Below are 20,850 nucleotides of genomic sequence, written 5' to 3'. Positions count from 1 at the left end.
TCACCGGCCGGGCGTCACTCCACCGCCACGAGCCCCCGCGCCCGGGCGGCGCGCGCGAAGGCGTCGACGGTCGCCCGGACGCTCGGGCGTTCCGTGGCGTGGGGGAGGTGGGCGAGCACGATCGTGCGCTTGAGCGGGCGCTTCAGCGGGACGACGTCGATCCCCGACGACGGGAGGAAGGCCCGGCCGAGGTCGCTGGCGAGCGTGACGCCGAGTCCGGCGGCGACCATCGCGAGGGCGGTGGCGAGCCCGTCGACGCGGTGCCGGACCTCGGGCTCGAACCCGGCCCGACGACACGCGGTGCGGACGGCGCGGCCGTAGTAGCTCTCGGCGCCGGAGATGATCCAGGTCTCGCCGGCCAGTTCGGCCAGGTCGATGCCGGGGCGGTACGCCGTGCCGGCGGGCGCCGCGAGGTGGATGCGGTCCTGGCCCAGCGGGACCATCGTGAGCCCGGGCGCCCACGGCTCCGGGGCGTCGGGGTAGTCGAGGATCAGCGCCAGGTCGAGGTGTCCGTGCCGGACGTCGAGCACCGCCTGGTCGGGGTCGGCCTCGAGGCTCTCCAGCGTGATCCCCGGGTGGTCGGCGGCGAGGTCGGCGATGACGGTGGGCAGGAGCGCGGCGGCCGCGGCCGGGAACATCCCGACCGACAACCGGGCCGAGAGGTGCCGGCGCGCGTCCTCCACCGCGGCGACCGCCCGGTGCTCGGCGGCCAGCAGCAGCTCCGCCTGCTCGACGAGGACGCGGCCGACCTCGGTGAGCCGCACCCCGCGGCCGACCCGTTCGAGGACCGGGGCCCCGACCTCGACCCCCAGCGCCTCGACCTGCTGCGACACCGCGGACGGCGAGTAGTGCAGCGCCGCCGCGGCCGCGTTGACCCCGCCGCGCCGCGCGACCTCCCGCAGGGTCCGCAGCCGGCGCAGGGACAGTTCCATGCAGCACATCCCAACAGTTCCGTGCGGGTTTGTCCGCTGGTGCCGAACGGTCGGCGCGGGTAGAGGTGGTGATCATGCGATCGACGCACGGCCAGGTCCTCGTCCCCGGCGGCACCTTCGCGATGGGCGACCACCACGGCGACGGCGACCCGGCCGACGGGGAACGGCCGGTGCACCCGGTCACGCTGTCGTCGTTCCACGTCGACGCCACCACCGTCACCAACGCCGCGTTCGCGCGCTTCGTCAAGGAGACCGGGTACGTCACGGACGCCGAGCGCTGGGGCTCGTCGGGGGTCTTCCACCTGGCCTTCACCGGCTCGCGCGAGGACGTCCTGACAAGCGTCGACGGTGCGCCGTGGTGGCTCGCCGTCCGTGGCGCCTGCTGGCGCCACCCCGAGGGTCCCGGCTCCTCGATCGGCGACCGGGCGAACCACCCCGTCGTCCACGTCTCCTGGCACGACGCCCAGGCGTACTGCGCGTGGGCGGACCGGCGGCTCCCGACGGAGGCGGAGTGGGAGTACGCCGCCCGCGGCGGGCTCGCGGGCGCCCGGTTCCCGTGGGGCGACGAGCTCGGCCGCCGGTGGGCCCTCAACATCTGGCAGGGCCGGTTCCCCACGGAGAACACCCGGGAGGACGGCTTCCTGACGACGGCGCCGGTCAAGACCTACCGCCCCAACGCCTATGGGCTCTGGCAGACCGTGGGGAACGTCTGGGAGTGGTGCGCCGACCGCTTCGCCGCCGACTGGTACGCCCGGTCGCCGGAGCGGGATCCGCAGGGGCCGGACGAGGGCGATGCGCGGGTGATGCGCGGCGGCTCATACCTCTGTCATGACTCCTACTGCAACCGCTACCGCGTCGCGGCCCGGACCTCGAACACCCCCGAGTCGAGCTCGGGCAACCTCGGGTTCCGGTGCGCTGCGCGCAGGTGAGCAGAAAGTGGGCGCATAGCCCCACTTTCTGCACACCAGGCGCAGCCACCTAGTGCGACGCCATGACCCGCCGGTGCAGCTCCGCGGGCTGGGGGTCCGCCGCGAGCGGCGCGAGGTCGACGCGCACGGTGTGCACGGTGCCGGTGAAGGCGTTGTCCCCGGCCGCGTAGTCCTCGGTGACGGGGGTCCCGAGGTCGACGCCGACGTCGAAGGTCTCGTCGAACGAGAAGTAGTACGGGATCGTCGCGGGCACCCGCACCGACCCGACGTCGTGGGAGTCGACGCGCAGCGTCGCCGTCCCGCCCCGGCCGACCCCGCCGCCGTCGTAGGCGAGGTCCATCCGCAGCTCGTGGCGCCCGGGCGCCAGCGGGAGCGGGGCGCGGACGGTGTGCCGCCGCAGGCCGAAGTAGTTGTAGACGTAGCAGGCGCGGCCGCCGCGCACGTAGAGCGACCAGCCGCCGAACCGCCCGCCCTGCGCGACGACGACGCCCTCGGCCCCGCCCGCCGAGACCTCGATCTCGGCGACGATCGCGTGCGAGCGGTTCTTGACGTTCGGCACCGTCTCCTCGATCAGCCGGCGCACCGAGCCCCGGTAGGTCACCGAGGTGCGGTCGCCGACGAGGTCGAACCGCCCCGCGAGCTGGGGGTTCTCCCGCTCGGTGACGCGGTCGTCGAGGGGCAGGACGTGGTGCTGCACCGCCTCGACGAAGAACATGTCCTGCAGCCGGGCGAGGGTGGCGGGGTGTGCGGCGGCGACGTCGTGGGCCTGGCTCGGGTCGGTGGTGGTGTCGTAGAGCTCCCAGACGTCGTCGTGGAAGCTCCTCGCCCCGGTCGGGACCATCTCCCACGGCGTCCCGTGACGGGTCACCGCGGTCCAGCCCTCGTGGTAGATCCCGCGGTTGCCGCACATCTCGAAGTACTGCGTGCGGCGGCGGTCCGGGGCGTCGGGCGCTCCGAAGGTGTAGCGCATGCTCGTGCCGTCGACCGGCTGCTGGACGACACCGTCGACGCTGGTCGGAGCCGTGATCCCGGCACAGTCGAGGATCGTCGGGAGCACGTCGATCACGTGGTGGAACTGGTGGCGCACCCCGCCGCCGTCGGCGATGCCGCGCGGCCAGTGCACCACCAGGCCGTCGCGGGTGCCGCCGAAGTGCGACGCCACCTGCTTGGTCCACTGGTAGGGCGTGTTCATCGCGAGCGCCCACCCCACCGGCGCGATCGGGTAGCTCGCCGGCCCCCCGATCTCGTCGAGGTGGGTGAGCATCTCGGCGGGGACGTCGACGAGCCCGTGCCCGAGCCGGTGTTCGACGTGCGTGCCCTCGATCCCGCCCTCGCCCGACGCGCCGTTGTCGCCGAGCAGGTAGAGGAACAGCGTGTCGTCGAGCTCGCCGAGCTCCTCGAGGGTCGCCACGAAGCGGCCGAGCTGCGCGTCCGCGTGCTCGGTGAACCCGGCGAAGGTCTCCATGAAGCGGGCGCCGAGGGCACGGCGGGTGTCGTCGAGGTCGTCCCAGTGCGGCACGGAGTCCGGCCACGGGGAGAGTTCGGCGTGTTCCGGCACCACGCCCAGCGCCTTCTGGCGGGCCAGCGTGGTCTCGCGGAGCCGGTCCCACCCGTCGTCGAACTCGCCGCGGTAGCGCTCGCGCCATTCGGGGGCGACGTGCAGCGGGGCGTGCGAGGCGCCGAAGGCGAGGTAGGTGAAGAACGGGCGGTCGGGCGTCAGGGTCCGCTGCGTGTGCACCCACTCGACGGCGTGGTCGACGAGGTCCTCGGACAGGTGGTAGCCGTCCTCGGGGCGGCGCGACGGCTCGACCGGGCGGGTGCCGTCGAAGAGCAGCGGATACCAGTGGTTCATCTCGCAGGCCATGAAGCCGTAGAAGTGGTCGAAGCCCTCGCCGGTCGGCCAGCGGTCGAACGGCCCGACCGGGCTGATCTCCGACGGCGGGGTCTGGTGCCACTTCCCGAACGCCGCGGTGCTGTACCCGTTGCCCTGCAGCACGCGTGCGAGCGTCGCCGCACTGCGGGGCCGGACACCGGTGTAGCCGGGGGCGGACGTCGCCATCTCCGTCGTCGCCCCCATCCCGACGGCGTGGTGGTTGCGTCCGGTCATCAGCGCCTGGCGGGTCGGGGAGCACAGGGCCGTGACGTGGAACCGGCTGTAGCGCAGCCCGCCGTCGGCGAGGCGCTCCGCCGTCGGCATCCGGCAGGGGCCGCCGTAGGCGCTGGAGCTGCCGAACCCGAGGTCGTCGAGCACCACGACGACGACGTTCGGGGCGCCGCGGGGCGGCCGGGTCGGGCGCACCGGCTCGAACGTCCCGTCGTGCTCGCCGGCCCCGACCGCGGTGACCACCGGCTTCGCGGGCTCCGGCTCCGGCAGCACCCGACGACCAGACACGAGGTGTCTCCTTCAGCGTGAGGGCACGCGACGACTCCACGTGCCCGGGGGGGACCCGCGCCGATCCGCGGAGCGACGATGCCCCGGGGCGCGGTGCCCCCAGGGTCGTCCGGCCGACCGTTCACGTCCACCGGACGTTCGCGCACGATGTCGTTCAGTGGACACGCACGGTCAGGACCGGGCCCGTCGCGGGCGCGCCGAGCGCGGCGGGGCTTCGCGCATGTGGTCGCGCACCGGGGTCAGCAGTGCCGTGAGGGTCCGGGCGTCGTCCTGCGAGAGCTGCGAGAACAGCAGTCGGTCCACCACCGCCTCGTGTCCGGGCATCACCGCGTCCACGAGGGCGCGCCCGGCGTCGGTGATCGCGATGGTGACCCCGCGCTCGTCGTCGGGCGAGGGGTTCCGCACGACGAGCCCGACCTTCTCGAGCAGCCCCGCCTGGTAGGTCAGGCCGCTGCGGCTGAACACGATCGCGTCGGCCAGGTCGGTCATGCGCTGACGGCCGGCGGGGGAGAGCTGCAACCGGCGGAGGATCTGGAACCGCACGAACGTCAGGTCGCCGTCGGCCTGCAGTTGCTGCTCGATGGCGTGGCGCAGCAGCCCGGACACCTCGATCAGCGCGAAGTAGGCGCGCAGTCGCACGGGGTCCACGGCGTGCGTCGGCTCGGTCACAGTCCCAGTGTCACCTTGCTTCGAGTTCGAAGCAAACCTAGTGTCGGCGATGCTTCGACTTCGAAGCATCGTGATGACGAGAGGCGAGGCGCGCCATGAAGGCAGTGCGGTTCCACGAGTACGGCGGACCCGAGGTGCTGCGTCACGAGGAGGTCGACCTCCCCGCGCCCGGCGCCGGCCAGGTGCGGCTGCGGGTCGCGGCGACCACGTTCAACCCGGTCGACGACGGCATCCGCGGCGGGTGGCTGCAAGGGCCCTTCCCCGTGGTCCTGCCGCACACCCCGGGCATCGACGTCGCCGGCACGGTCGACGCGCTCGGCGCGGGTGTGAGCGGGTGGCAGGTCGGTGACGAGGTGGTCGGCTTCCTGCCGATGCTCGAGGACGGGGCAGCGGCGGAGTACGTGCTCGCGCCGGCCGAGGTCCTGGCCACGGCGCCGCGCGGTGTCCCGCTGACCGATGCGGCCGCGTTGCCGTCCGTCGGGCTGACCGCGTGGCAGGCACTGGTCGACGACGCGAAGGTGACCGCGGGGCAGCGGGTGCTGGTCAACGGCGCCGGCGGTGCCGTGGGCGGGTTCGCGGTGCAGCTGGCGAAGAACGCGGGCGCGTACGTCATCGCGACGGGCAGCCCGCGCAGCCTCGAGCTGGTGCGCTCGCTGGGGGCCGACGAGGTCGTCGACCACACGAGCGTCGACGTCCTCACCGCCGTCGGCGCGCCGGTCGACGTGCTGCTCAACCTCGCGGGCATCGGCGCGGAGCGGCTGGCCGGGCTCGTGACCCTGGTGCGCGACGGCGGCGTCGTGGTGAACACCGTACCCGCCACCCCGGCGCCCCCGGACGAGCGGCGCGGGGTCCGGGCGGTCGACGTGTTCGTCCGCAGCGACGCGGGTCAGCTGGCGGAGCTCGTGGCCGCCGTCGACCGCGGCGAGCTGCGGGTGGAGGTCGCCCGTCGGGTGCCGCTCGCCGAGCTGCCCGCGGTCCACGCCGAGGCCGACGCGGGCACGCTGCGCGGCAAGGTCGTCGTCGTCCCGGAGTGAGCGCCTCCGTCACCCCCGGGACGGACGTCGTTCGCTGTACAGGTCTTCGTTCCGCGTCGTAGTCTGCCGACTCCGGTCCCCCCCCACGGCCTGGTGTCGGTGGGCGGGCCGGTGACGACGAGCCGGTGTTTGACCCCCCAGGCACCGGCCGTGAGCGGCGCTCGCGATCGGGCGTGTGAGGACCGGAAGACCGGGGGTGCACGTGGTCGAACGCGGCGATCTGTCGTGGCTGCAGGACGTCCTGACGGCGACCGCCGAGCAACTCGTCCGACGACGGAGCGGGACGACCACCGAGGGTTCGGAGGCGGAGCAGGCCCTGCGGCGGCTGACCGACGCCGCGGTGCAGCACGTGCCCGGCGCCGCCTACGCCGGGCTGACCGTGCGCGCCCCCGGCGGCGGGCTGACCTCGCGGGCCCCGAGCGACCCGGCGATCGAGGTGTTGGACCGGGCCCAGGCCGAGCTGGGCGAGGGACCGTGCGTCGACGCGCTCGAGGCCGGGGCGGGCAGTGTCACCGTGGTCGAGGACTTCGCGGCCGAGGCGCGCTGGCCGCGGTTCGTGCCCCTGGCGCGGGAGGCCGGGATCGGGTCGCTGATCTCGTTCGCCCTGGCCCCGCAGGACGCCGAGCCGGGCGCGCTCAACCTGTACGGGCGCCCCGGGACGGCGTTCGACCCCACGGCCCGGGCCGTCGCCGCCGCGTTCGCCACCCAGGCGTCGGTGGCCATGTACGGGGCGCGCCGGGTCGAGCAGCTGACGCACGCCATCGCCACGCGCGACGTCATCGGGCAGGCCAAGGGGATCCTGATGGAACGGTTCTCGCTCGACGAGCACCAGGCCTTCGACCTGCTGGTCCGCTCGAGCCAGGACGCCAACATCAAGCTCCTGGGGGTGTCGCGCTGGTTGGCCGACGAGGTCGCCGGGCGCGCCCGGGTGTGGAGCGGTGTGGACGGGAGCGCGCTCGGGCACGAGGCCTGACGGCGCGGGCCGTGGCCGGAGTGGTCGTTCGTTCCGCGGGTAGTCTCTTCGTCGAACGGTCGACATGCACGGCCGATGTCCGGTGGACGGCGGCCCGGGTTCGGCCGCCTGCCACGGCCGTGCCCGGCCCGCGACGACCTCCGATGGCCCGTCGCCGCCGGGGGGACGGCGGCCGGTGCCGAGCGAGGAGCAGCGTTGTCCGACGTCGATGACGATGTCCCGTTCCGGCTCGACGACTCCCTGCGCCTCGCCGCCCTCCGGCTGCGGCGCCCCGCCGAGCCCGGGTACGACGGCCTCGACGCGCTGCTCAGCGTCTGCGCGGACACCGTCCCGGGTGCGGACGCCGCGGCCATCTCCCACACCGGCCACGGCCGGGTCCACTCCACCCACTGCACCGACCCCGCCATCGCCGAGGTCGACGCGTGGCACGGCCGGTCGGGGCGCGGGCCGCTGCTCGACGAGGCACGCGCGGCGCCACCGTCGCTCGCGGTGCTGGTGGTCGACGACCTCGCCGTCGAGCTCGGCGACGGCGCGGTGAGCGTCCCGTTCCCCCCGCCGTTCCGGGCGCTGCACTCGACCACGTTGCGCGCCCGCGACGGCCGTCGGACCGCCCTGGACCTCTACGCGGCGGACCCCGACGTGCTGGGGCTCGACACGACGGTCCTGGCGGACATGTTCGCGCGCCGGGCACGCACCCTGCTCTACGGCCCGCACGAGCCCCTCGACGTCCGGTACCGCCTGGCCCTCATCCTCGTGCGCCGGGCGCTCGACCTGTCCCCGGGCGAGGCCGAGCACCTCCTGGTGCCGCACCTGCAGCGCCGCGGCGCCGACCCCGTGGACGTCGCCGAGTCCCTCGTCGACCGCCTGGACGGGGGGTGCGGCCGGATGTGACCCCGACGTCCGTCGGTCGATCCGTAGGCTGGCGCCGTGGTGAGCGGGACGCCGGTCGAGGGCGCGTGCGACGCGATCGCCTCGACGACCCGCGTCGAGGCGGTGGCCGCCACCGGCCTGCTCGACACCGAGCCCGAGGAGGCGTTCGACCGCCTCACCCGGCTCGCGTCGGCCCTGCTCGACGCCCCCATGGTGTTCGTGACGCTGGTGGACGAACGCCGGTCCTACTGGAAGAGCACCACCGGCTTCGACGCCGGCCCGCCGGAGCAGCGGCAGAACCACGTCGAGGAGTCGTTCTGCCAGTTCGTCGTCAGCGCCGGGGCCGAGCAGGTCATCCCCGACACCCGGGCCGACCACCGCACCCGCGGGATGGCGGCGGTGGACGCGCTCGACATCGGCGCGTGGGTGGGGCTGCCCATCCGCTCGGCCGACGGCGAGGTGCTCGGCACCTTCTGCGCCATGGACACCCGCCGGCGGGACTGGAGCGAGCAGGACCTCGAGGTCCTGCGGACGCTCGCGCAGGCGGCCGGCGGTGAGATCGCCCTGCGGGTCGCCCTGCGGCAGACCCAGCTCGCCTACGCCGAGGCCGCCCGGCACGCCGCCAACGCCGAGCACCACGCCGCAGAGGCCGAACGCAACGCCCGGCGCGCGGAGCAGAGCGCGGCCGAGGCCACCGAACTCGCCGAGACCCTGCAGCAGTCCCTGCTGCCCGCGGACGCCCCGCGCATCCCCGGTATGGAGGTCGCCGCGCGGTACCGGCCCGGCGGCCGCGGCGCGGAGGTGCTGGGCGACTTCTACGACGTCTTCCCCGTCACCGGCGGCTGGGGCGTGGTGATCGGCGACGTCTGCGGCAAGGGCGCCTGGGCGGCCCGCACGACCGCGCTCGCCCGCTCCACGGTGCGCGCGGTGGGGCACACCGAGGACAGCCCCGAGGCGGTGCTGACCGCCCTCAACGAGGTCCTGCACGTCTGGTTCAGCGAGCGGCGCAGCTTCGTCACCGCCACCTACGCGACGATCACCGCCCGCGAGGGTGCGGGGCTCGACGTCGTCGTGGTGACCGGTGGGCACCCGCCGTCGTTCGTGCTGCGCGCCGACGGCGAGGTGGTCCGGCTGCAGGAGGGCGGCCGGGCGCTGGGGATCCGGCCGGACGCACGGGTCGCCCGCGAGGAGACCGCGCTGTTCCCGGGCGACAGCCTGGTCTTCTACACCGACGGGATCACCGAGTCCCGGGTGGTGGGCGGCGAGCAGTTCGGCGAGGACGGCGTCGCCCGGGCCCTGGCGGAGCTGCCGCCCGGGCCGGGGGCGGAGACGGTCGCCGACGCGATCGCCAGCGCCGCCCTCGAACACGCCGGCGGCGCCGTGCTCGACGACACGGCCGTGATCGTCGTCCGCAGCCCCGCCGGCTGACGCGGGCACTCGGGACCTGACACACGCCCGTCCCCACCCCGCCGCCGGATCCGGCGTGTGGTCACCGAAATGTCAGGGGCACGAGGTGCCGCTGGGAGCACCTCGTGCCACTGACGTCGCGACATCGCCGAACGGGGCTTGCGCCGGGCGGGGTGGGTGACGTATCTCCGGGTCCGTGACTCAGCACGTGACGAAGTTGGAGCTCGACGACCTCGGCCTCGCCGAGGGCCTTCCCCGACCGTCGGGGAGCCAGGACCGCGTCGAGGACGTGCCGTACCGCGCGGTCGAGTTCTGCGACGACGAACTCCCGGCCGCCCTGGAGCGGTGCGCCGGCTGGCTGCGGGAGACGGAGACCTGGCTGGGCGAGGCCGTCGACGTCATCGCCATCCATCTCGACTACGACGACGCCCAGGGCTCGCCCTACTTCAAGGTCAAGGTCCTGTGCAACGAGGAGGACCTGGCCGGGGCGCCGCTCGCGGCCCGCGAGGACACGTCCCGGCGGACGGCCGGCTGACCGCTCGCGGTCGCCGGTGGGTGCGGCGGTCGGAGGACGGGCCGGATCTTCAGCAACGGCGGGCCGGAAGGTCCTTGCCCGCCGCGTCGGCTGCTCGCATCCTCTGCGGGTGGGCGGGTCCGTTCGCCGCTTCACGGAATGATCACATTGGTCCGAGCGCGTCTCACCAGGAGCACGACCGGACCAACTTCGGGCGGATCGGTAACCACCCAGTACCGCCGGACGAGGGACCTCGTTGTCCGGCCAGGTCAGGAACACGACCGTGTTCCGACCCGTCACTGCGCCCCTCCAGGAGGCACCATGATCATCCTCGGCATCATCCTCATCGTCATCGGCTACATCGCCCCCGTGCCGGCCTTCGTCGCCACGATCGGCTGGATCCTGCTCGTGGTCGGCCTGATCCTCACCATCCTCGGCGCCGTCGGGCGCGGGGTCGGTGGGCGCAAGACGTACTTCTGATCGACCCCCGCCCGGCCGGCCGGCGACGGTCCGGCCGGCCGTGGCGGGCCGATTCTTACCCCGCTCCGACCCGGAGCACGTCCCCGCTTCACCGCCCGCGATGATCGTGGGTCCGGCCGGTCGCCCGACCGTGCCGAGGACGACCGCGAGGGACGACCGCATGACTGCGACCGGGACGACCGCCCGTGTCTCCACCCTGACGAGCAAGGTCCCGGAGATCACCCTGATGTTCTGGGTGGCGAAGCTGCTGACCACCGGCATGGGCGAGACCACCTGGGACGCGCTGGACATCGCGTTCGACCAGGGCATCGCGGTGGCGATCACCGGCACGCTCTTCGTCGCCTCGATGGTCATCCAGTTCGCGCGGCGGTCCTACGGCGCCTGGTCCTACTGGTTCGCGATCGTCATGGTCTCGGTGTTCGGCACGACGGTCGCCGACCTGGTGCACAACGACTTCGGCGTGCCCTACACGGTGTCGACCTCGGTGCTGTTCGTGCTGGTCCTCGCGGTGTTCGCGCTGTGGTACCGGGTGGAGGGGACGCTGTCGATCCACTCGATCACCACCCGTCGTCGTGAGGTCTTCTACTGGGCGGCCGTGCTGCTGACCTTCGCGCTGGGTACGGCGGCGGGGGACTGGACGGCCTCGACGCTGCACCTGGGCTACCTGCCGTCGGGCATCCTGTTCGGCGTCCTGTTCCTGCTGCCGGCGCTCGCGTACCGGTTCCTCGGGGCGAACGCCATCGCCTGCTTCTGGCTCTCCTACGTGCTCACCCGGCCGTTCGGTGCGTCGTTCGCGGACTGGTTCGGCGGCCCGCCCGGGCGCGGTGGGCTCGCCCTCGGCATGGACCGCACCGCGATCGTCCTGACCGTCCTCATCGTCGCCGTGATCGCGTACTTCGCCGTCACCAAGGTCGACCGTCCGCGTGCGGTCGCGGGGGCGAGCGGGGACCCGGTCCGGTGACCACCGCCGCCACGACCCGCTCCGCCCCGGCGTTCGTCACAGGGCTGCGTGGGCACGGCGACCGGACCGCGGTCATCACCGCGGACGGCGCGCTGACCTACGCGGAGCTGGCCGACCGGGTCGACGAGGCGGCGGCCGCCCTCGCGGGGGACCGGCGGCTCGTGCTGGTCGCGATGGCCGCGACGGTGCCCGCCCTGGTCGCCTACCTGGGCGCGCTGCGGGCCGGCCACGTCGTGCTGCTCGCCCCGGCCGCCGACCCGGCGACGACGGCCGAGCTGACGCGGGCGTGGCGCCCGGACGTCGTCGTCGACGGTGCCCTCACGACGACGGGTGCCGCCGGCCCCGTGCTGCACGAGGACCTGACGCTGCTCCTCGCGACGTCGGGCTCGACCGGCTCGCCCCGCCTCGTGCGGCTCACGGCGTCCGCGCTGGACGCCAACGCCGCGGCCATCGCCGACTTCCTCGACGTCCGGCCCACCGACCGCGCGGCCACCACGCTGCCGCTGCACTACTGCTACGGCCTCTCGGTCGTCCACGCGAACCTGCTCGGCGGGGCCGCGCTGCTGCTCACCGACGCCTCCGTCACCGCCCCGGCGTTCTGGGACGCGGTGCGCGAGCACGCCGTGACGAGCCTGCACGGTGTGCCGCACACGTTCGCGCTGCTCGAGCGGGCCGGGATCGACCTCGACCTGCCGCACCTGCGCTACGTCACCCAGGCCGGCGGGCGGCTCGCGCCGGACGAGGTCCGCCGATGGGCGGCCCGGGGCGCCGCCCACGGGTGGCGGTTCGTGGTGATGTACGGCCAGACCGAGGCCACCGCACGCATGGCCTGGCTGCCCCCTGAGCTCGCCGCGTCGGCCCCGGAGGCCATCGGCCGGCCCATCCCGGGCGGAGCGCTGCGCATCGACGACCCGGACGCCGACGGAGTCGGGGAGATCGTCTACTCCGGCCCCAACGTCATGCTCGGCTACGCGGAGACCAGCGCCGACCTCGCGCTCGGGCGCACCGTGACCGAGCTGCGCACCGGTGATCTCGGCCGCCGCCGCCCCGACGGGCTGTTCGAGGTGACGGGCCGCCGGTCCCGGTTCGTCAAGCCGTTCGGGGTGCGCGTCGACCTCGACGCCGTCGAGTCGTTCCTCGCCGCCCGCGGACACGTGGCCGCCGTCACCGGCGACGACACGGGCCTCGTCGTGGCGGTCGAGGGCAGGGCGACGACGGCGGTGCACGGCGCGGTCACCGCCCGCCTGCACCTGCCCGACACGCTGGTGAGCGTCGTCGGCGTCGACGCGCTCCCGCGCCGGGCCAACGGCAAGCTCGATCATCCCGCGGTGGCCGCGCTCGCCCGTCGTCCGGAGCCGTCCCGACGACGGGTCCCCGCGGTCCGCGAGGTCTTCGCCCGGACCTTCCCGGGACAGGTCCTCGACGACGACGCGACCTTCGTCGACCTCGGCGGCGACTCGCTGACCTACGTCCAGGTCTCGGCCGACCTCGAGCGGGCCCTCGGACACCTGCCCGACCGGTGGGACACCACGCCGCTCGGGGAGCTCGCCGCGCGGACCCCGGTGCGCCGGTCCCGGTGGGCCGACGTGGAGTCGGCCGTGGTGCTGCGGGCGCTGGCGATCGTGCTGGTCGTCGGCGAGCACGACCACCTCTGGACCTGGCTCGGCGGCGCCCACCTCCTGCTCGCGATCGCCGGTTGGACGTTCGCACGCTTCGTGCTGTCCGGCGGGGACGGCGTGACCGCGCGCGTGCTGCGCTCCGCCGCCCTCGTCGCCGTACCGAGCTCGCTGTGGATCCTCGGGCGGTCGTTCGTGACCGGCTCCGTCCAGCACCAGGACGCCCTGCTGCTCGGCGGGGTGTTCCACCCGCTCGTGCAGGGCTACTGGTTCGTCGACGCGCTGGTGCAGATCCTGGTCGGCGCCGCCCTGCTGCTCGCCGTGCCCGCCGTGCGGCGGTTCGAGCGCCGGCGGCCGTTCGCGTTCCCCGCGATCGTGCTCGCGGCCTCCCTCGCGCTGTGGGCGGTCCCGAGCGCCGACCCGACCGTGCCCGGCGACCTCTACAGCACCCACCTCGTGCTCTGGCTGTTCGTCCTCGGCTGGATGCTGCAGCGCGCCTCGACGCCCGCCCAGCGGTGGGCCACCGCTCTCGTGACGATCGTGCTGGTGACGGCCTTCTTCGGGGTGGAGTACGAGCGCGCGGCCGTCGTCGCGGGCGGGCTGCTGGTGCTGCTGTGCGTGGCCCGCGTCCGCATCCCGCGGCCGCTCGTCGGGCCGGTCACGGCGATCGCCGGGGCGTCGTTGGGCATCTACCTCACCCACTTCGCGCTGCTCGGGCTGGCCGACGTGGGCGTGCCGCCGGCCGCCCTGGTGGTGCTGGGCCTCGTCGTCGGGATCGTGACGTGGCGGCTGGGCCTCGCGGCCGTCCGTCTCGGCGTCCGGGCGCCGACGATCCGCCGGGTGCCGTCCCGGCGGTGACGGTTTCGCCGGGGTTTACACGCCGGGCCTATCCGTGATCCCCCGCGCTTCCTAGCGTGCTCGCCATCGCCGGCGGTCGGTCGGCCCGACGGAGGTGAGCCGGGGATGACGTCGACAGCGACCGGCGAGGCGCCCCGGTGACCCGGCGGACCACGCTGTCCGGGCACACCTACGAGTTCGCCGACCTGAAGGCGCTGCTCGCCGCGGCGACCCCCGAGCGCTCCGGCGACGCGCTGGCCGGGGTCGCGGCCGCCTCGGAGCAGGAGCGGGTCGCGGCGCAGTGGCTGCTGGCCGACCTGCCGCTCGCGACGTTCCTCGAGGAGCAGGTCGTGCCCTACGAGGACGACGAGGTCACCCGCCTGATCGTCGACACCCACGACGCGGCCGCCTTCGCGCCCGTCGCGGGGATGACCGTGGGCGAGTTCCGTGAGCACCTCCTGCGCCCCGAGACCGACACGACCGCCCTGCGCGACGGCCTCACCCCCGAGATGGCGGCGGCGACGAGCAAGCTCATGCGCGTCCAGGACCTCGTCTCGGTCGCGCGGCGCACGCCCGTCGTCACCGCGTTCCGGTCGACGATCGGGCGGCCCGGCACGCTCGCGACGCGCCTGCAGCCCAACGACCCGACCGACGACCCCCTCGGCGTCAGCGCGGCCATCGTCGACGGCCTGCTGCACGGCTGCGGGGACGCCGTCATCGGCATCAACCCGGCCACCGACTCCCCGCAGCGCACCATCGACCTGCTCGGCCTCATCGACGACGTCCGGCAGCGCTACGAGATCCCGACGCAGAGCTGCGTCCTCGCCCACGTCACCACCACGCTGCAGATCCTCGAGCGCGGCGCTCCCGTCGACCTGGTCTTCCAGTCGATCGCCGGCACCGAGGCCGCCAACGACGGCTTCGGCGTCACCCTCGACCTGCTGCGCGAGGCCCACGAGGGCGCGCTGGCGCTCGGCCGCGGCACCGTCGGCACACAGTGCATGTACTTCGAGACGGGCCAGGGCTCGGCGCTGTCCGCGAACGCCCACCACGGGGTCGACCAGCAGACGCTCGAGGCCCGGGCCTACGCGGTGGCGCGGGCGTTCGACCCGTTGCTGGTCAACACCGTCGTCGGGTTCATCGGGCCGGAGTACCTCTTCGACGGCAAGCAGATCATCCGGGCGGGCCTCGAGGACCACTTCTGCGGCAAGCTCCTGGGCCTGCCGATGGGCGTCGACGTCTGCTACACGAACCACGCCGAGGCCGACGCGGACGACACCGACGTCCTGCTCACCCTCCTCGGCGCCGCCGGCTGCCCGTTCGTCATCTGCGTGCCCGGCGGCGACGACGTGATGCTGCACTACCAGTCGCTCTCGTTCCACGACGCGCTCTACGCCCGGCAGACGCTCGGTCTGCGACCCGCGCCCGAGTTCGCCGACTGGCTGGCCCGGATGGACATGATCACCGACGACGGCCGCGTCCGGGACCTCCCCGCCGACGCCTCCAGCCTGCGGGCCCTGACGGCGGGTGTCCGGTGAGCGACCCCCTCGACGCGCTGCGGCACGCCACCCGCGCCCGGGTCGCGCTCGGCCGGGCGGGCGACGCGATGCCGACCGGTCATCTCCTGACGCTGCGCCAGGCGCACGCCGCGGCCCGCGACGCCGTGCACGACCCGCTCGACGCTCCCGCTCTCGCCCAGGAGATCGAGGGGGCGCTCGGCGTCGAGGTCCGCTGCGTGCAGAGCGCCGCGCCGGACCGGTCGCGCTACCTGCAACGCCCCGACCAGGGGCGACGCCTCGCCGAGGGAAGCGACCTGCCCCACGGCGAGCACGACCTCGTCGTCGTCGTCGGCGACGGACTCTCACCCCTGGCGATCCACCGCCACGCCGTCCCGATGCTCCGGGAGATGCTCGCCCGCCTCGAGGGATGGCGGGTGGCGCCGGTGGTCGTCGCGACGCAGGCGCGGGTCGCGCTCGGCGACGAGATCGCGACGGCGGTCGGCGCGCGCAGCGTCCTCGTGCTCATCGGGGAGCGACCCGGCATGAGCTCGACCGACAGCCTCGGCGCCTACTTCACCTACGACGCGCGCCGCGGCCGCCGCGACTCCGAGCGCAACTGCCTGTCCAACATCCGCCCGCCCTACGGCGTCGACTACGCCCCGGCGGCGGACACCCTCGCGATGCTCATGGCCGAGGCCCGCCGGCTGAAGCTCTCGGGCACCGCCCTCAAGGCCGACCCCGCGCTCGTCGCCGCGCCGGAGGAGCCGTCCTGACGGCGGGTCAGCGCGCGTAGCGCTCGCGGGCACGCTCCCGGGCCTTGGCCGCCTCGATGTCACGGTCCTTCGGCGGGGCGGTGGTGACCAGCTCGTCGAGCAGGACGCGGGTGCTCGCGGTGATCTCGGCGACCGCCCGGGCGAAGGCGTCCTCGTTCGCCTTCGAGGGGCGTGCCGATCCGCTGATCTTGCGCACGAACTGCAGCGCGGCCTCGTGCACCTCGTCCTCGGTGGCCGGGGGCTCGAAGTTGTGCAGGACCCGGATGTTGCGGCACATGGGTCGATGGTGCCCCAGACGTGCCCCGATCCGGCAGGGCTGCGACCCGCCGTGACCCGTCTTCCTCCCGGCCCGTCACCCGGAGGAAGCAGCGTCGTTGCACCGGTCACTGGTATGCGACGCGGCACCCGCGCCGCAGGAGTGGGAGGCCCGGCCACATGTCCGTCCCGGCACGCGGGATCGCCCGCAACCTCGTCATCGCGGGCTCCGTCACGGCGGGCCTGCTCGGTGGCGGCGCCGCTGCCCTCGCCGCCCCGGCCGCACCGGCGGCTCCGGCGGGTCAGGTCATCCCGGCGGCGTGCGGCGACACCGTCACCGCCTCCCCGGGCGACCAGGTCCGCATCACGTCGCGGACGGGCAAGCCCTACACCGTGAACGTCACCCAGTCCTCGCCGTCGACGCAGGTCTGGTCGGCCGGTCCGCTCTGCCAGGTGCGCGTCGACGCCGTGCAGCGCCCGGTCGCCGCCCCGATGTACGTGGCCCCGCCGGTGGCTCCGATTGCCCCTGTGGCGCCCGCCGGGACTGCTCCGGCCGGTGCGTTCGCGCCCGCCCCGGTCGCCCCCGTCGCCCCGGTCGCCACCGTTCCGCGCGCCACCGCGCCCGCCCCCTCGCTGCTCGGCCCGGCCGTCGCCGGCGCGCCGCTCGCCACCGCGCCGGGCCTCCCGTTCGGCGCGATGCCGCCCGTGGCGTCCGCGCCGCTGCCCCCGATCGCCCAGGACCCGACGGCCGCCGTCAGCCGCACCGCCGAGGGCCGCCCGGACACCGGCGACGGCCCCTCGGACGTCCCGCTCGTGCTCGGCGCCATCGCGGTCGGCGCCGTGGCCGCCGGGGCGATCCGCTACCGGATGCTCCACAAGCAGATGACCGCGGAGCAGCCCGCCGGGCCGGCCCCCGAGCCCGCCGGTCGGCACGCTGCCCCCGCCGACGAGGTCGCGCCAGTCCCGCCCGTCGAGGAGGAGGCGACGCAGTTCGCCCCCGCGCCGATGGCGTACGAGCCGACCGCGTTCGACCCGACCGTCGCCCAGCGGACGCCCTTCGAGGACGCGGCCTTCGGCGCCGCCCCCTTCGCCGCGGCCTTCGATCGTGCGCCCCACGACGACGACCTCATGGAGACCGCCTACGTCGAGCGGGTCGCGGCCGTGCGGCCGTACTTCGCGGCCGACGTGGACCCCTACGGATACGACGACGACCCCTCCGCCGACACCACCGTCGTCGAGCGGATCCCGGCCGCACGGGTCTGACCCGCCGCGTGCAGGGGCATCGGTTGCCCCTGCGCGTCGCGCGCACAGTTCTGCGTTGGTGCGCCTGGGTGCTGTCGACCCCTGCGCGTCGCGCACGCAGTTCTGCTCGCGTGGGCGTGGGTTCGGTCGACTCCTGCGCGTCGCGCACACAGTTCTCGGCCCGTACGCCTGAGTGCTGCCGACCTCTGCGCGCCGCGCACACCATTGCGGCGCGCGAGGCGAGGACGTGCTGACGCCCTCGAGCGCATCGCGTCGCGGTCGGCTTTCCGACTTCGGTGGCATCGGGTGCCCGGTGGCGACCCCGGTGCCACGGACATCCGAGCCCGCACTCGAGCGCGCCCACGTTGCGGCCCGCTTCGCCGATTTGAGTGGCATCGGGTGCCCGGTGGCGACCCCGGTGCCACTGACGTCCGAGCGGGCCGTCCAGGGCCCGGTCCCCAGGCGACGTGCGGCCGCGGGAGCGCTCACGACCGGTGCCTGTGCAGGCAGGCCCACTCCGCGCCGCCACGCATACGAGTCCGTGCCTCGGAGACCGTCCCCGGCGGATTGTGCGCGTGACGCGCAGCGGTCAGGAGTCGGAAGGTCGGGATCGTGTGCGTGACGCGCAGGACGAGCAGCACCCGCCGTCGGGAACGAGACCCGGCTCAGGGGGACGACGTCTCCCCGTCGGCGAGCACCTCCTCGAGCCGGCTGAGGGCGGTGACGGCGGCCGGCCAGCCCGCGTAGAACGCGAGGTGGGTGATGGCCTCCACGATCTCGTCGCGGGAGAGGCCGTTCTCCATCGCGCGGTTGAGGTGGAACGGCAGCTGTTCGATGCGGTAGAGCGAGACCAGCGACGCGACGGTGATGAGGCTGCGGTCGCGCTTCGAGAGGCCGGGGCGCTCCCAGACGTCGCCGAAGAGGACGTCGTTGGTGATCTCGGTGAGCTTCGGGGCGAGCGGGTTCGTCACCAGGGACCGATACCCCGCCGGTCGACGTCGATCACCCGGGTACGGGGAACCCCGAACGCGGGGCGGGTGGGAGACGCCGGCGGTGGTGCGGCTCGTCCTGGCCGACGGGATCGGCCTCGAGCTGCAGCAGTTCGGGCCGACCGAGGGGCGGGACGGGCTACCGGTGACCCGCACGCCGGGCGTGTCCCACCTCTGCGTGCAGGACCCCGACGTCGCCGGGCTGGCGGACCGGATCGTCGCCCACGGGGGCCGGCTGCTCACCGGGCACCGCGAGTTCTTCCCCGGCCGCAAGCCGTTCTCGCTGGTCTACTGCGCCGACCCGTTCGGCAACCTCATCGAGATCGACAGCCACAGCTTCGAGACGACGTACTCACCCGTGTCCTATCCCGAGGACGTCTGACCCGGGCCCCTCACGCGAGCCGGCGCTCGACCTCGGCGGCGAGGGCGAGCAGCAGCGCGTCGCCGTCGGGGCCGGCCTCGAGGGACAGCCCGACCGGCAGCCCGGCGCCCGTCGTCCCGGCCGGGAGGCTGATCGCCGGCATCCCGGCCGTGGACCCGGGGGCGGTGTTGCGGATGGTCGTGACGAAGGTCGGCACCGCGCGGCCGTCGAGCTCGGTCGTCTCGTCGTCCCCGAGCGGGGGAGCGGGCAGCGGGACGGTCGGGTACACGAGCGCGTCGACGTCGCGCAGCGCGGTCGCATAGGCGGCGCGCAGCCGGTCGCGGGTCGCGAGCGCCTCCCGGTAGACCTCGTCGGTGACGCTGCCGGAGGCGGCGAACTCGCACGCGCCACGGACGTCGGGCGAGGCGATCCGCGCGAGGACGTCGGCGAACGTGAGTTCCCGCTCGGGTCCGGGCAACGTCGCGAGGTAGGCGGGCAGGTCCCGGACGATCTCGTGGAAGACGATCGGGAAGCCGCACGCGGCGTCGAGCTCGTGGGCGTCCGGGACCGTCGTCTCCACGAGTTCGACGCCCGCGTCCGCGAGCTTGTCGAGGGCACGACCGACCACCGACGCGACCTCCGGGTGCAGGTCGTCGAAGAACCCGGCCCGGGGCACACCGAGGCGGGGCGCGCGTCCGGGCAGCGTTGCCACCGCCGTCCCGGTGACGAGTCCGTCGACGAGGGCGACGTCGGCGACGGTGCTCGCGAGGACGCCGGCGGTGTCGCGGGTGTGCGAGATCGGGACCGCGCGGTCGTCACCCCACCGGCCGACCGTCGGCCGGAAGCCCACGATCCCGCAGTGCGCGGCCGGGACGCGCAGGGAACCGCCCGTGTCGGTGCCGAGGGCGATCGGGACGATCCCGGTGGCCACCGCGACGGCGGAGCCGCCGGACGACCCGCCGGGCGAACGGCTCGGGTCGTGGGGGTTGCGGACCGGGCCGAACGCCGCGTTGTTGGACGTGATTCCAAGGGCGAGCTCGTGCAGGTTCGTCTTGCCGATCACAGTGGCGCCGGCGGCCCGCAGCCGCTCGACGGCGTGGTGGTCGCGACCGGGACGCGATGCCCGCAGCGCGGGGGTACCACCCGTCGTCGGGAAGTCGTGGGTGTCGAGGTTGTCCTTGACCGCCACGGGGACGCCCGCGAGCGGCCCGTCGGCGCCGGGCGTGACGTCCTCGGCGACGGCCAGGAACACCCCGAGGTCGTGGCTCCCCCGCGCCGCAGCGAGCGCCTCGGCGAGGACGGCCTCGGGGGAGGACCCGGCGAGGCGGCGGCGGACCTGGTCGAGCGACGTCGGCGTGGACACGGGGACATGTCCTACCCACCGGCGCCCGCGTCCGCCAGGGTCCGCCCGTCGAGCCTAGGTGAACAGGCGCGGCAACAGGTCCCGCGCGTTCGCCCGCAGGTCGTCGACCGCCGCGTCGGATCCGTCGAGATGCCGCGCGAGCGCCTGCCCGAACACCCCGTCGAACAGGGCGTACGCGAACGACGGCGAGACCGTCGGCGCGCGGCCGGTCAGCTCGGCGTAGCCGCTCACCACACGCCAGATCATGGCCTGCAGTGCGTCGTCGATCTCGGCGACCTCGGCGCGGAAGGCGGGCTCGAACAACGCCTGCGAGCGCAGGTCGTACCAGAGCCGGTGCAGCAGCGCGTCCTCGCGCAGCGTTGCGGCGAGGCCCTCGCCGCAGGCCGTCGCGAGGCCCTCGGCGGTGTCGGCGGCCGAGACGACGCCGTCGTAGCGCTGCACGCAGGCGGCCTTGTAGCGCTGCACGCAGTAGGTGATCAGCTCGACCTTGTCGCGGAAGTAGTAGTGCAGGACGCCGTGCGAGAACGACGTGTTCTCCGCGATCGTGCGCAGGCTCGTCCGGGCGTAGCCGAGGTCGGCGAGGGTGACCAGCGCGGCGTCCGCCAGCTCACGGCGACGGTCCTCGAACTTGTCCGCCGGGGACCGCCGGGCGTGCGCGGGAGAGCTGGTCACGGCGGCCACCCTACGGGCGTCACTCGCGCTTCTGACCAGTCGTCCAGGAATTCCTTGACAGTCGTCCAGGGTCGCGCCATGG

20 protein-coding genes are annotated in these 20,850 nt (G+C 74.4%); 13 read left to right on the top strand and 7 right to left on the bottom strand.

From position 1 onward, the window contains the following. Positions 1–14: 14 nt before the first annotated feature. Positions 15–932: a LysR family transcriptional regulator gene (locus A3CO_RS0112880; RefSeq protein ID WP_018332667.1), complete on the bottom strand. Its 918-nt coding sequence runs from the start codon at positions 930–932 to the stop codon at positions 15–17. A 74-nt stretch (positions 933–1,006) separates the two neighbouring features. Between A3CO_RS0112880 and A3CO_RS0112875 the strand changes: the two genes are divergently transcribed. After that, positions 1,007–1,861 (top strand): formylglycine-generating enzyme family protein, encoded by an 855-nt coding sequence (locus A3CO_RS0112875; protein ID WP_051085940.1) that lies wholly within the window; start codon positions 1,007–1,009, stop codon positions 1,859–1,861. Positions 1,862–1,910: 49 nt separating this feature from the next. Here A3CO_RS0112875 and A3CO_RS31935 read toward each other — a convergent pair whose 3' ends face one another. Beyond that, positions 1,911–4,253 (bottom strand): arylsulfatase, encoded by a 2,343-nt coding sequence (locus A3CO_RS31935; protein WP_157647505.1) that lies wholly within the window; start codon positions 4,251–4,253, stop codon positions 1,911–1,913. 171 nt (positions 4,254–4,424) lie between these two features. After that, positions 4,425–4,922, bottom strand: coding sequence for a MarR family winged helix-turn-helix transcriptional regulator (locus A3CO_RS0112865; protein ID WP_018332664.1), 498 nt, complete (start codon positions 4,920–4,922; stop codon positions 4,425–4,427). A gap of 95 nt (positions 4,923–5,017) precedes the next feature. Between A3CO_RS0112865 and A3CO_RS0112860 the strand changes: the two genes are divergently transcribed. The 10 genes from A3CO_RS0112860 (at position 5,018) to eutC (ending at position 15,886) form a co-directional block, all read left to right on the top strand. After that, a complete protein-coding gene (locus A3CO_RS0112860; RefSeq protein ID WP_026204559.1) occupies positions 5,018–5,956 on the top strand; it encodes an NADP-dependent oxidoreductase in 939 nt (312 codons plus the stop codon). A gap of 202 nt (positions 5,957–6,158) precedes the next feature. After that, complete coding sequence (locus tag A3CO_RS31930; RefSeq protein ID WP_157647503.1) at positions 6,159–6,929, top strand: GAF and ANTAR domain-containing protein; 771 nt, start codon at positions 6,159–6,161, stop codon at positions 6,927–6,929. Between the two features lie 195 nt (positions 6,930–7,124). Next, complete coding sequence (locus tag A3CO_RS0112850; protein ID WP_018332661.1) at positions 7,125–7,820, top strand: hypothetical protein; 696 nt, start codon at positions 7,125–7,127, stop codon at positions 7,818–7,820. A gap of 36 nt (positions 7,821–7,856) precedes the next feature. After that, entirely contained in the window at positions 7,857–9,227 is a 1,371-nt protein-coding gene (locus tag A3CO_RS31925; RefSeq protein WP_018332660.1) for a PP2C family protein-serine/threonine phosphatase, read from the top strand. Between the two features lie 187 nt (positions 9,228–9,414). Beyond that, positions 9,415–9,741, top strand: a complete 327-nt coding sequence (locus A3CO_RS0112840) for a hypothetical protein (protein WP_018332659.1) — start codon at positions 9,415–9,417, stop codon at positions 9,739–9,741. A gap of 300 nt (positions 9,742–10,041) precedes the next feature. After that, positions 10,042–10,200 carry a DUF6131 family protein gene (locus A3CO_RS38685; RefSeq protein ID WP_018332658.1) on the top strand — a complete coding sequence of 53 codons (159 nt, stop codon included), beginning with the start codon at positions 10,042–10,044 and terminating at the stop codon, positions 10,198–10,200. A gap of 160 nt (positions 10,201–10,360) precedes the next feature. Further along, positions 10,361–11,161 carry a COG4705 family protein gene (locus tag A3CO_RS0112830; RefSeq protein ID WP_051085939.1) on the top strand — a complete coding sequence of 267 codons (801 nt, stop codon included), beginning with the start codon at positions 10,361–10,363 and terminating at the stop codon, positions 11,159–11,161. Next, the gene (locus A3CO_RS31920; RefSeq protein ID WP_018332656.1) at positions 11,158–13,635 is read left to right on the top strand and encodes an AMP-binding protein; all 2,478 of its coding nucleotides are present in this window, start codon (positions 11,158–11,160) and stop codon (positions 13,633–13,635) included. Before A3CO_RS0112830 ends, A3CO_RS31920 begins: the two co-directional genes overlap by 4 nt. A gap of 137 nt (positions 13,636–13,772) precedes the next feature. After that, a complete protein-coding gene (locus A3CO_RS0112820) occupies positions 13,773–15,152 on the top strand; it encodes an ethanolamine ammonia-lyase subunit EutB (RefSeq protein WP_018332655.1) in 1,380 nt (459 codons plus the stop codon). After that, complete coding sequence (eutC, locus tag A3CO_RS0112815) at positions 15,149–15,886, top strand: ethanolamine ammonia-lyase subunit EutC (RefSeq protein WP_018332654.1); 738 nt, start codon at positions 15,149–15,151, stop codon at positions 15,884–15,886. Before A3CO_RS0112820 ends, eutC begins: the two co-directional genes overlap by 4 nt. Before the next feature lie 7 nt (positions 15,887–15,893). Here eutC and A3CO_RS0112810 read toward each other — a convergent pair whose 3' ends face one another. After that, positions 15,894–16,163: a DUF2277 domain-containing protein gene (locus A3CO_RS0112810; RefSeq protein ID WP_018332653.1), complete on the bottom strand. Its 270-nt coding sequence runs from the start codon at positions 16,161–16,163 to the stop codon at positions 15,894–15,896. A 158-nt stretch (positions 16,164–16,321) separates the two neighbouring features. Between A3CO_RS0112810 and A3CO_RS38070 the strand changes: the two genes are divergently transcribed. Beyond that, on the top strand, positions 16,322–17,404 hold the full coding sequence (locus A3CO_RS38070) for a hypothetical protein (RefSeq protein WP_026204556.1): 1,083 nt from the start codon (positions 16,322–16,324) through the stop codon (positions 17,402–17,404). A 644-nt stretch (positions 17,405–18,048) separates the two neighbouring features. On the opposite strand, the gene A3CO_RS0112800 is transcribed toward A3CO_RS38070, so the two are convergent. Further along, entirely contained in the window at positions 18,049–18,354 is a 306-nt protein-coding gene (locus A3CO_RS0112800; RefSeq protein ID WP_018332652.1) for a carboxymuconolactone decarboxylase family protein, read from the bottom strand. Between A3CO_RS0112800 and A3CO_RS40220 the strand changes: the two genes are divergently transcribed. After that, positions 18,251–18,754: a VOC family protein gene (locus tag A3CO_RS40220; protein WP_084681799.1), complete on the top strand. Its 504-nt coding sequence runs from the start codon at positions 18,251–18,253 to the stop codon at positions 18,752–18,754. The genes A3CO_RS0112800 and A3CO_RS40220 overlap by 104 nt on opposite strands. 10 nt (positions 18,755–18,764) lie before the next feature. Here A3CO_RS40220 and A3CO_RS31905 read toward each other — a convergent pair whose 3' ends face one another. After that, positions 18,765–20,096, bottom strand: coding sequence for an amidase family protein (locus A3CO_RS31905; protein WP_018332650.1), 1,332 nt, complete (start codon positions 20,094–20,096; stop codon positions 18,765–18,767). Between the two features lie 54 nt (positions 20,097–20,150). After that, on the bottom strand, positions 20,151–20,768 hold the full coding sequence (locus A3CO_RS0112785) for a TetR/AcrR family transcriptional regulator (RefSeq protein WP_026204555.1): 618 nt from the start codon (positions 20,766–20,768) through the stop codon (positions 20,151–20,153). Positions 20,769–20,850 lie beyond the last annotated feature (82 nt).

Origin of the sequence: Actinomycetospora chiangmaiensis DSM 45062 (assembly GCF_000379625.1) — a bacterium.
GTDB lineage: Bacteria > Actinomycetota > Actinomycetes > Mycobacteriales > Pseudonocardiaceae > Actinomycetospora > Actinomycetospora chiangmaiensis.
Note: the sequence above shows the minus strand (reverse complement) of the source record. Positions and strands in the feature narration are given on the sequence as shown.

What these genes read in the sequence shown, in the direction of transcription:
- A3CO_RS40220 (WP_084681799.1), top strand. Translation starts at nt 18,251, where the DNA reads ATGAGGCTGCGGTCGCGCTTCGAGAGGCCGGGGCGCTCCCAGACGTCG.
- A3CO_RS0112830 (WP_051085939.1), top strand. Translation starts at nt 10,361, where the DNA reads ATGACTGCGACCGGGACGACCGCCCGTGTCTCCACCCTGACGAGCAAG.
- A3CO_RS0112875 (WP_051085940.1), top strand. Translation starts at nt 1,007, where the DNA reads ATGCGATCGACGCACGGCCAGGTCCTCGTCCCCGGCGGCACCTTCGCG.
- A3CO_RS38070 (WP_026204556.1), top strand. Translation starts at nt 16,322, where the DNA reads ATGTCCGTCCCGGCACGCGGGATCGCCCGCAACCTCGTCATCGCGGGC.
- A3CO_RS0112810 (WP_018332653.1), bottom strand. Translation starts at nt 16,163, where the DNA reads ATGTGCCGCAACATCCGGGTCCTGCACAACTTCGAGCCCCCGGCCACC.
- A3CO_RS0112880 (WP_018332667.1), bottom strand. Translation starts at nt 932, where the DNA reads ATGGAACTGTCCCTGCGCCGGCTGCGGACCCTGCGGGAGGTCGCGCGG.
- A3CO_RS0112860 (WP_026204559.1), top strand. Translation starts at nt 5,018, where the DNA reads ATGAAGGCAGTGCGGTTCCACGAGTACGGCGGACCCGAGGTGCTGCGT.
- A3CO_RS38685 (WP_018332658.1), top strand. Translation starts at nt 10,042, where the DNA reads ATGATCATCCTCGGCATCATCCTCATCGTCATCGGCTACATCGCCCCC.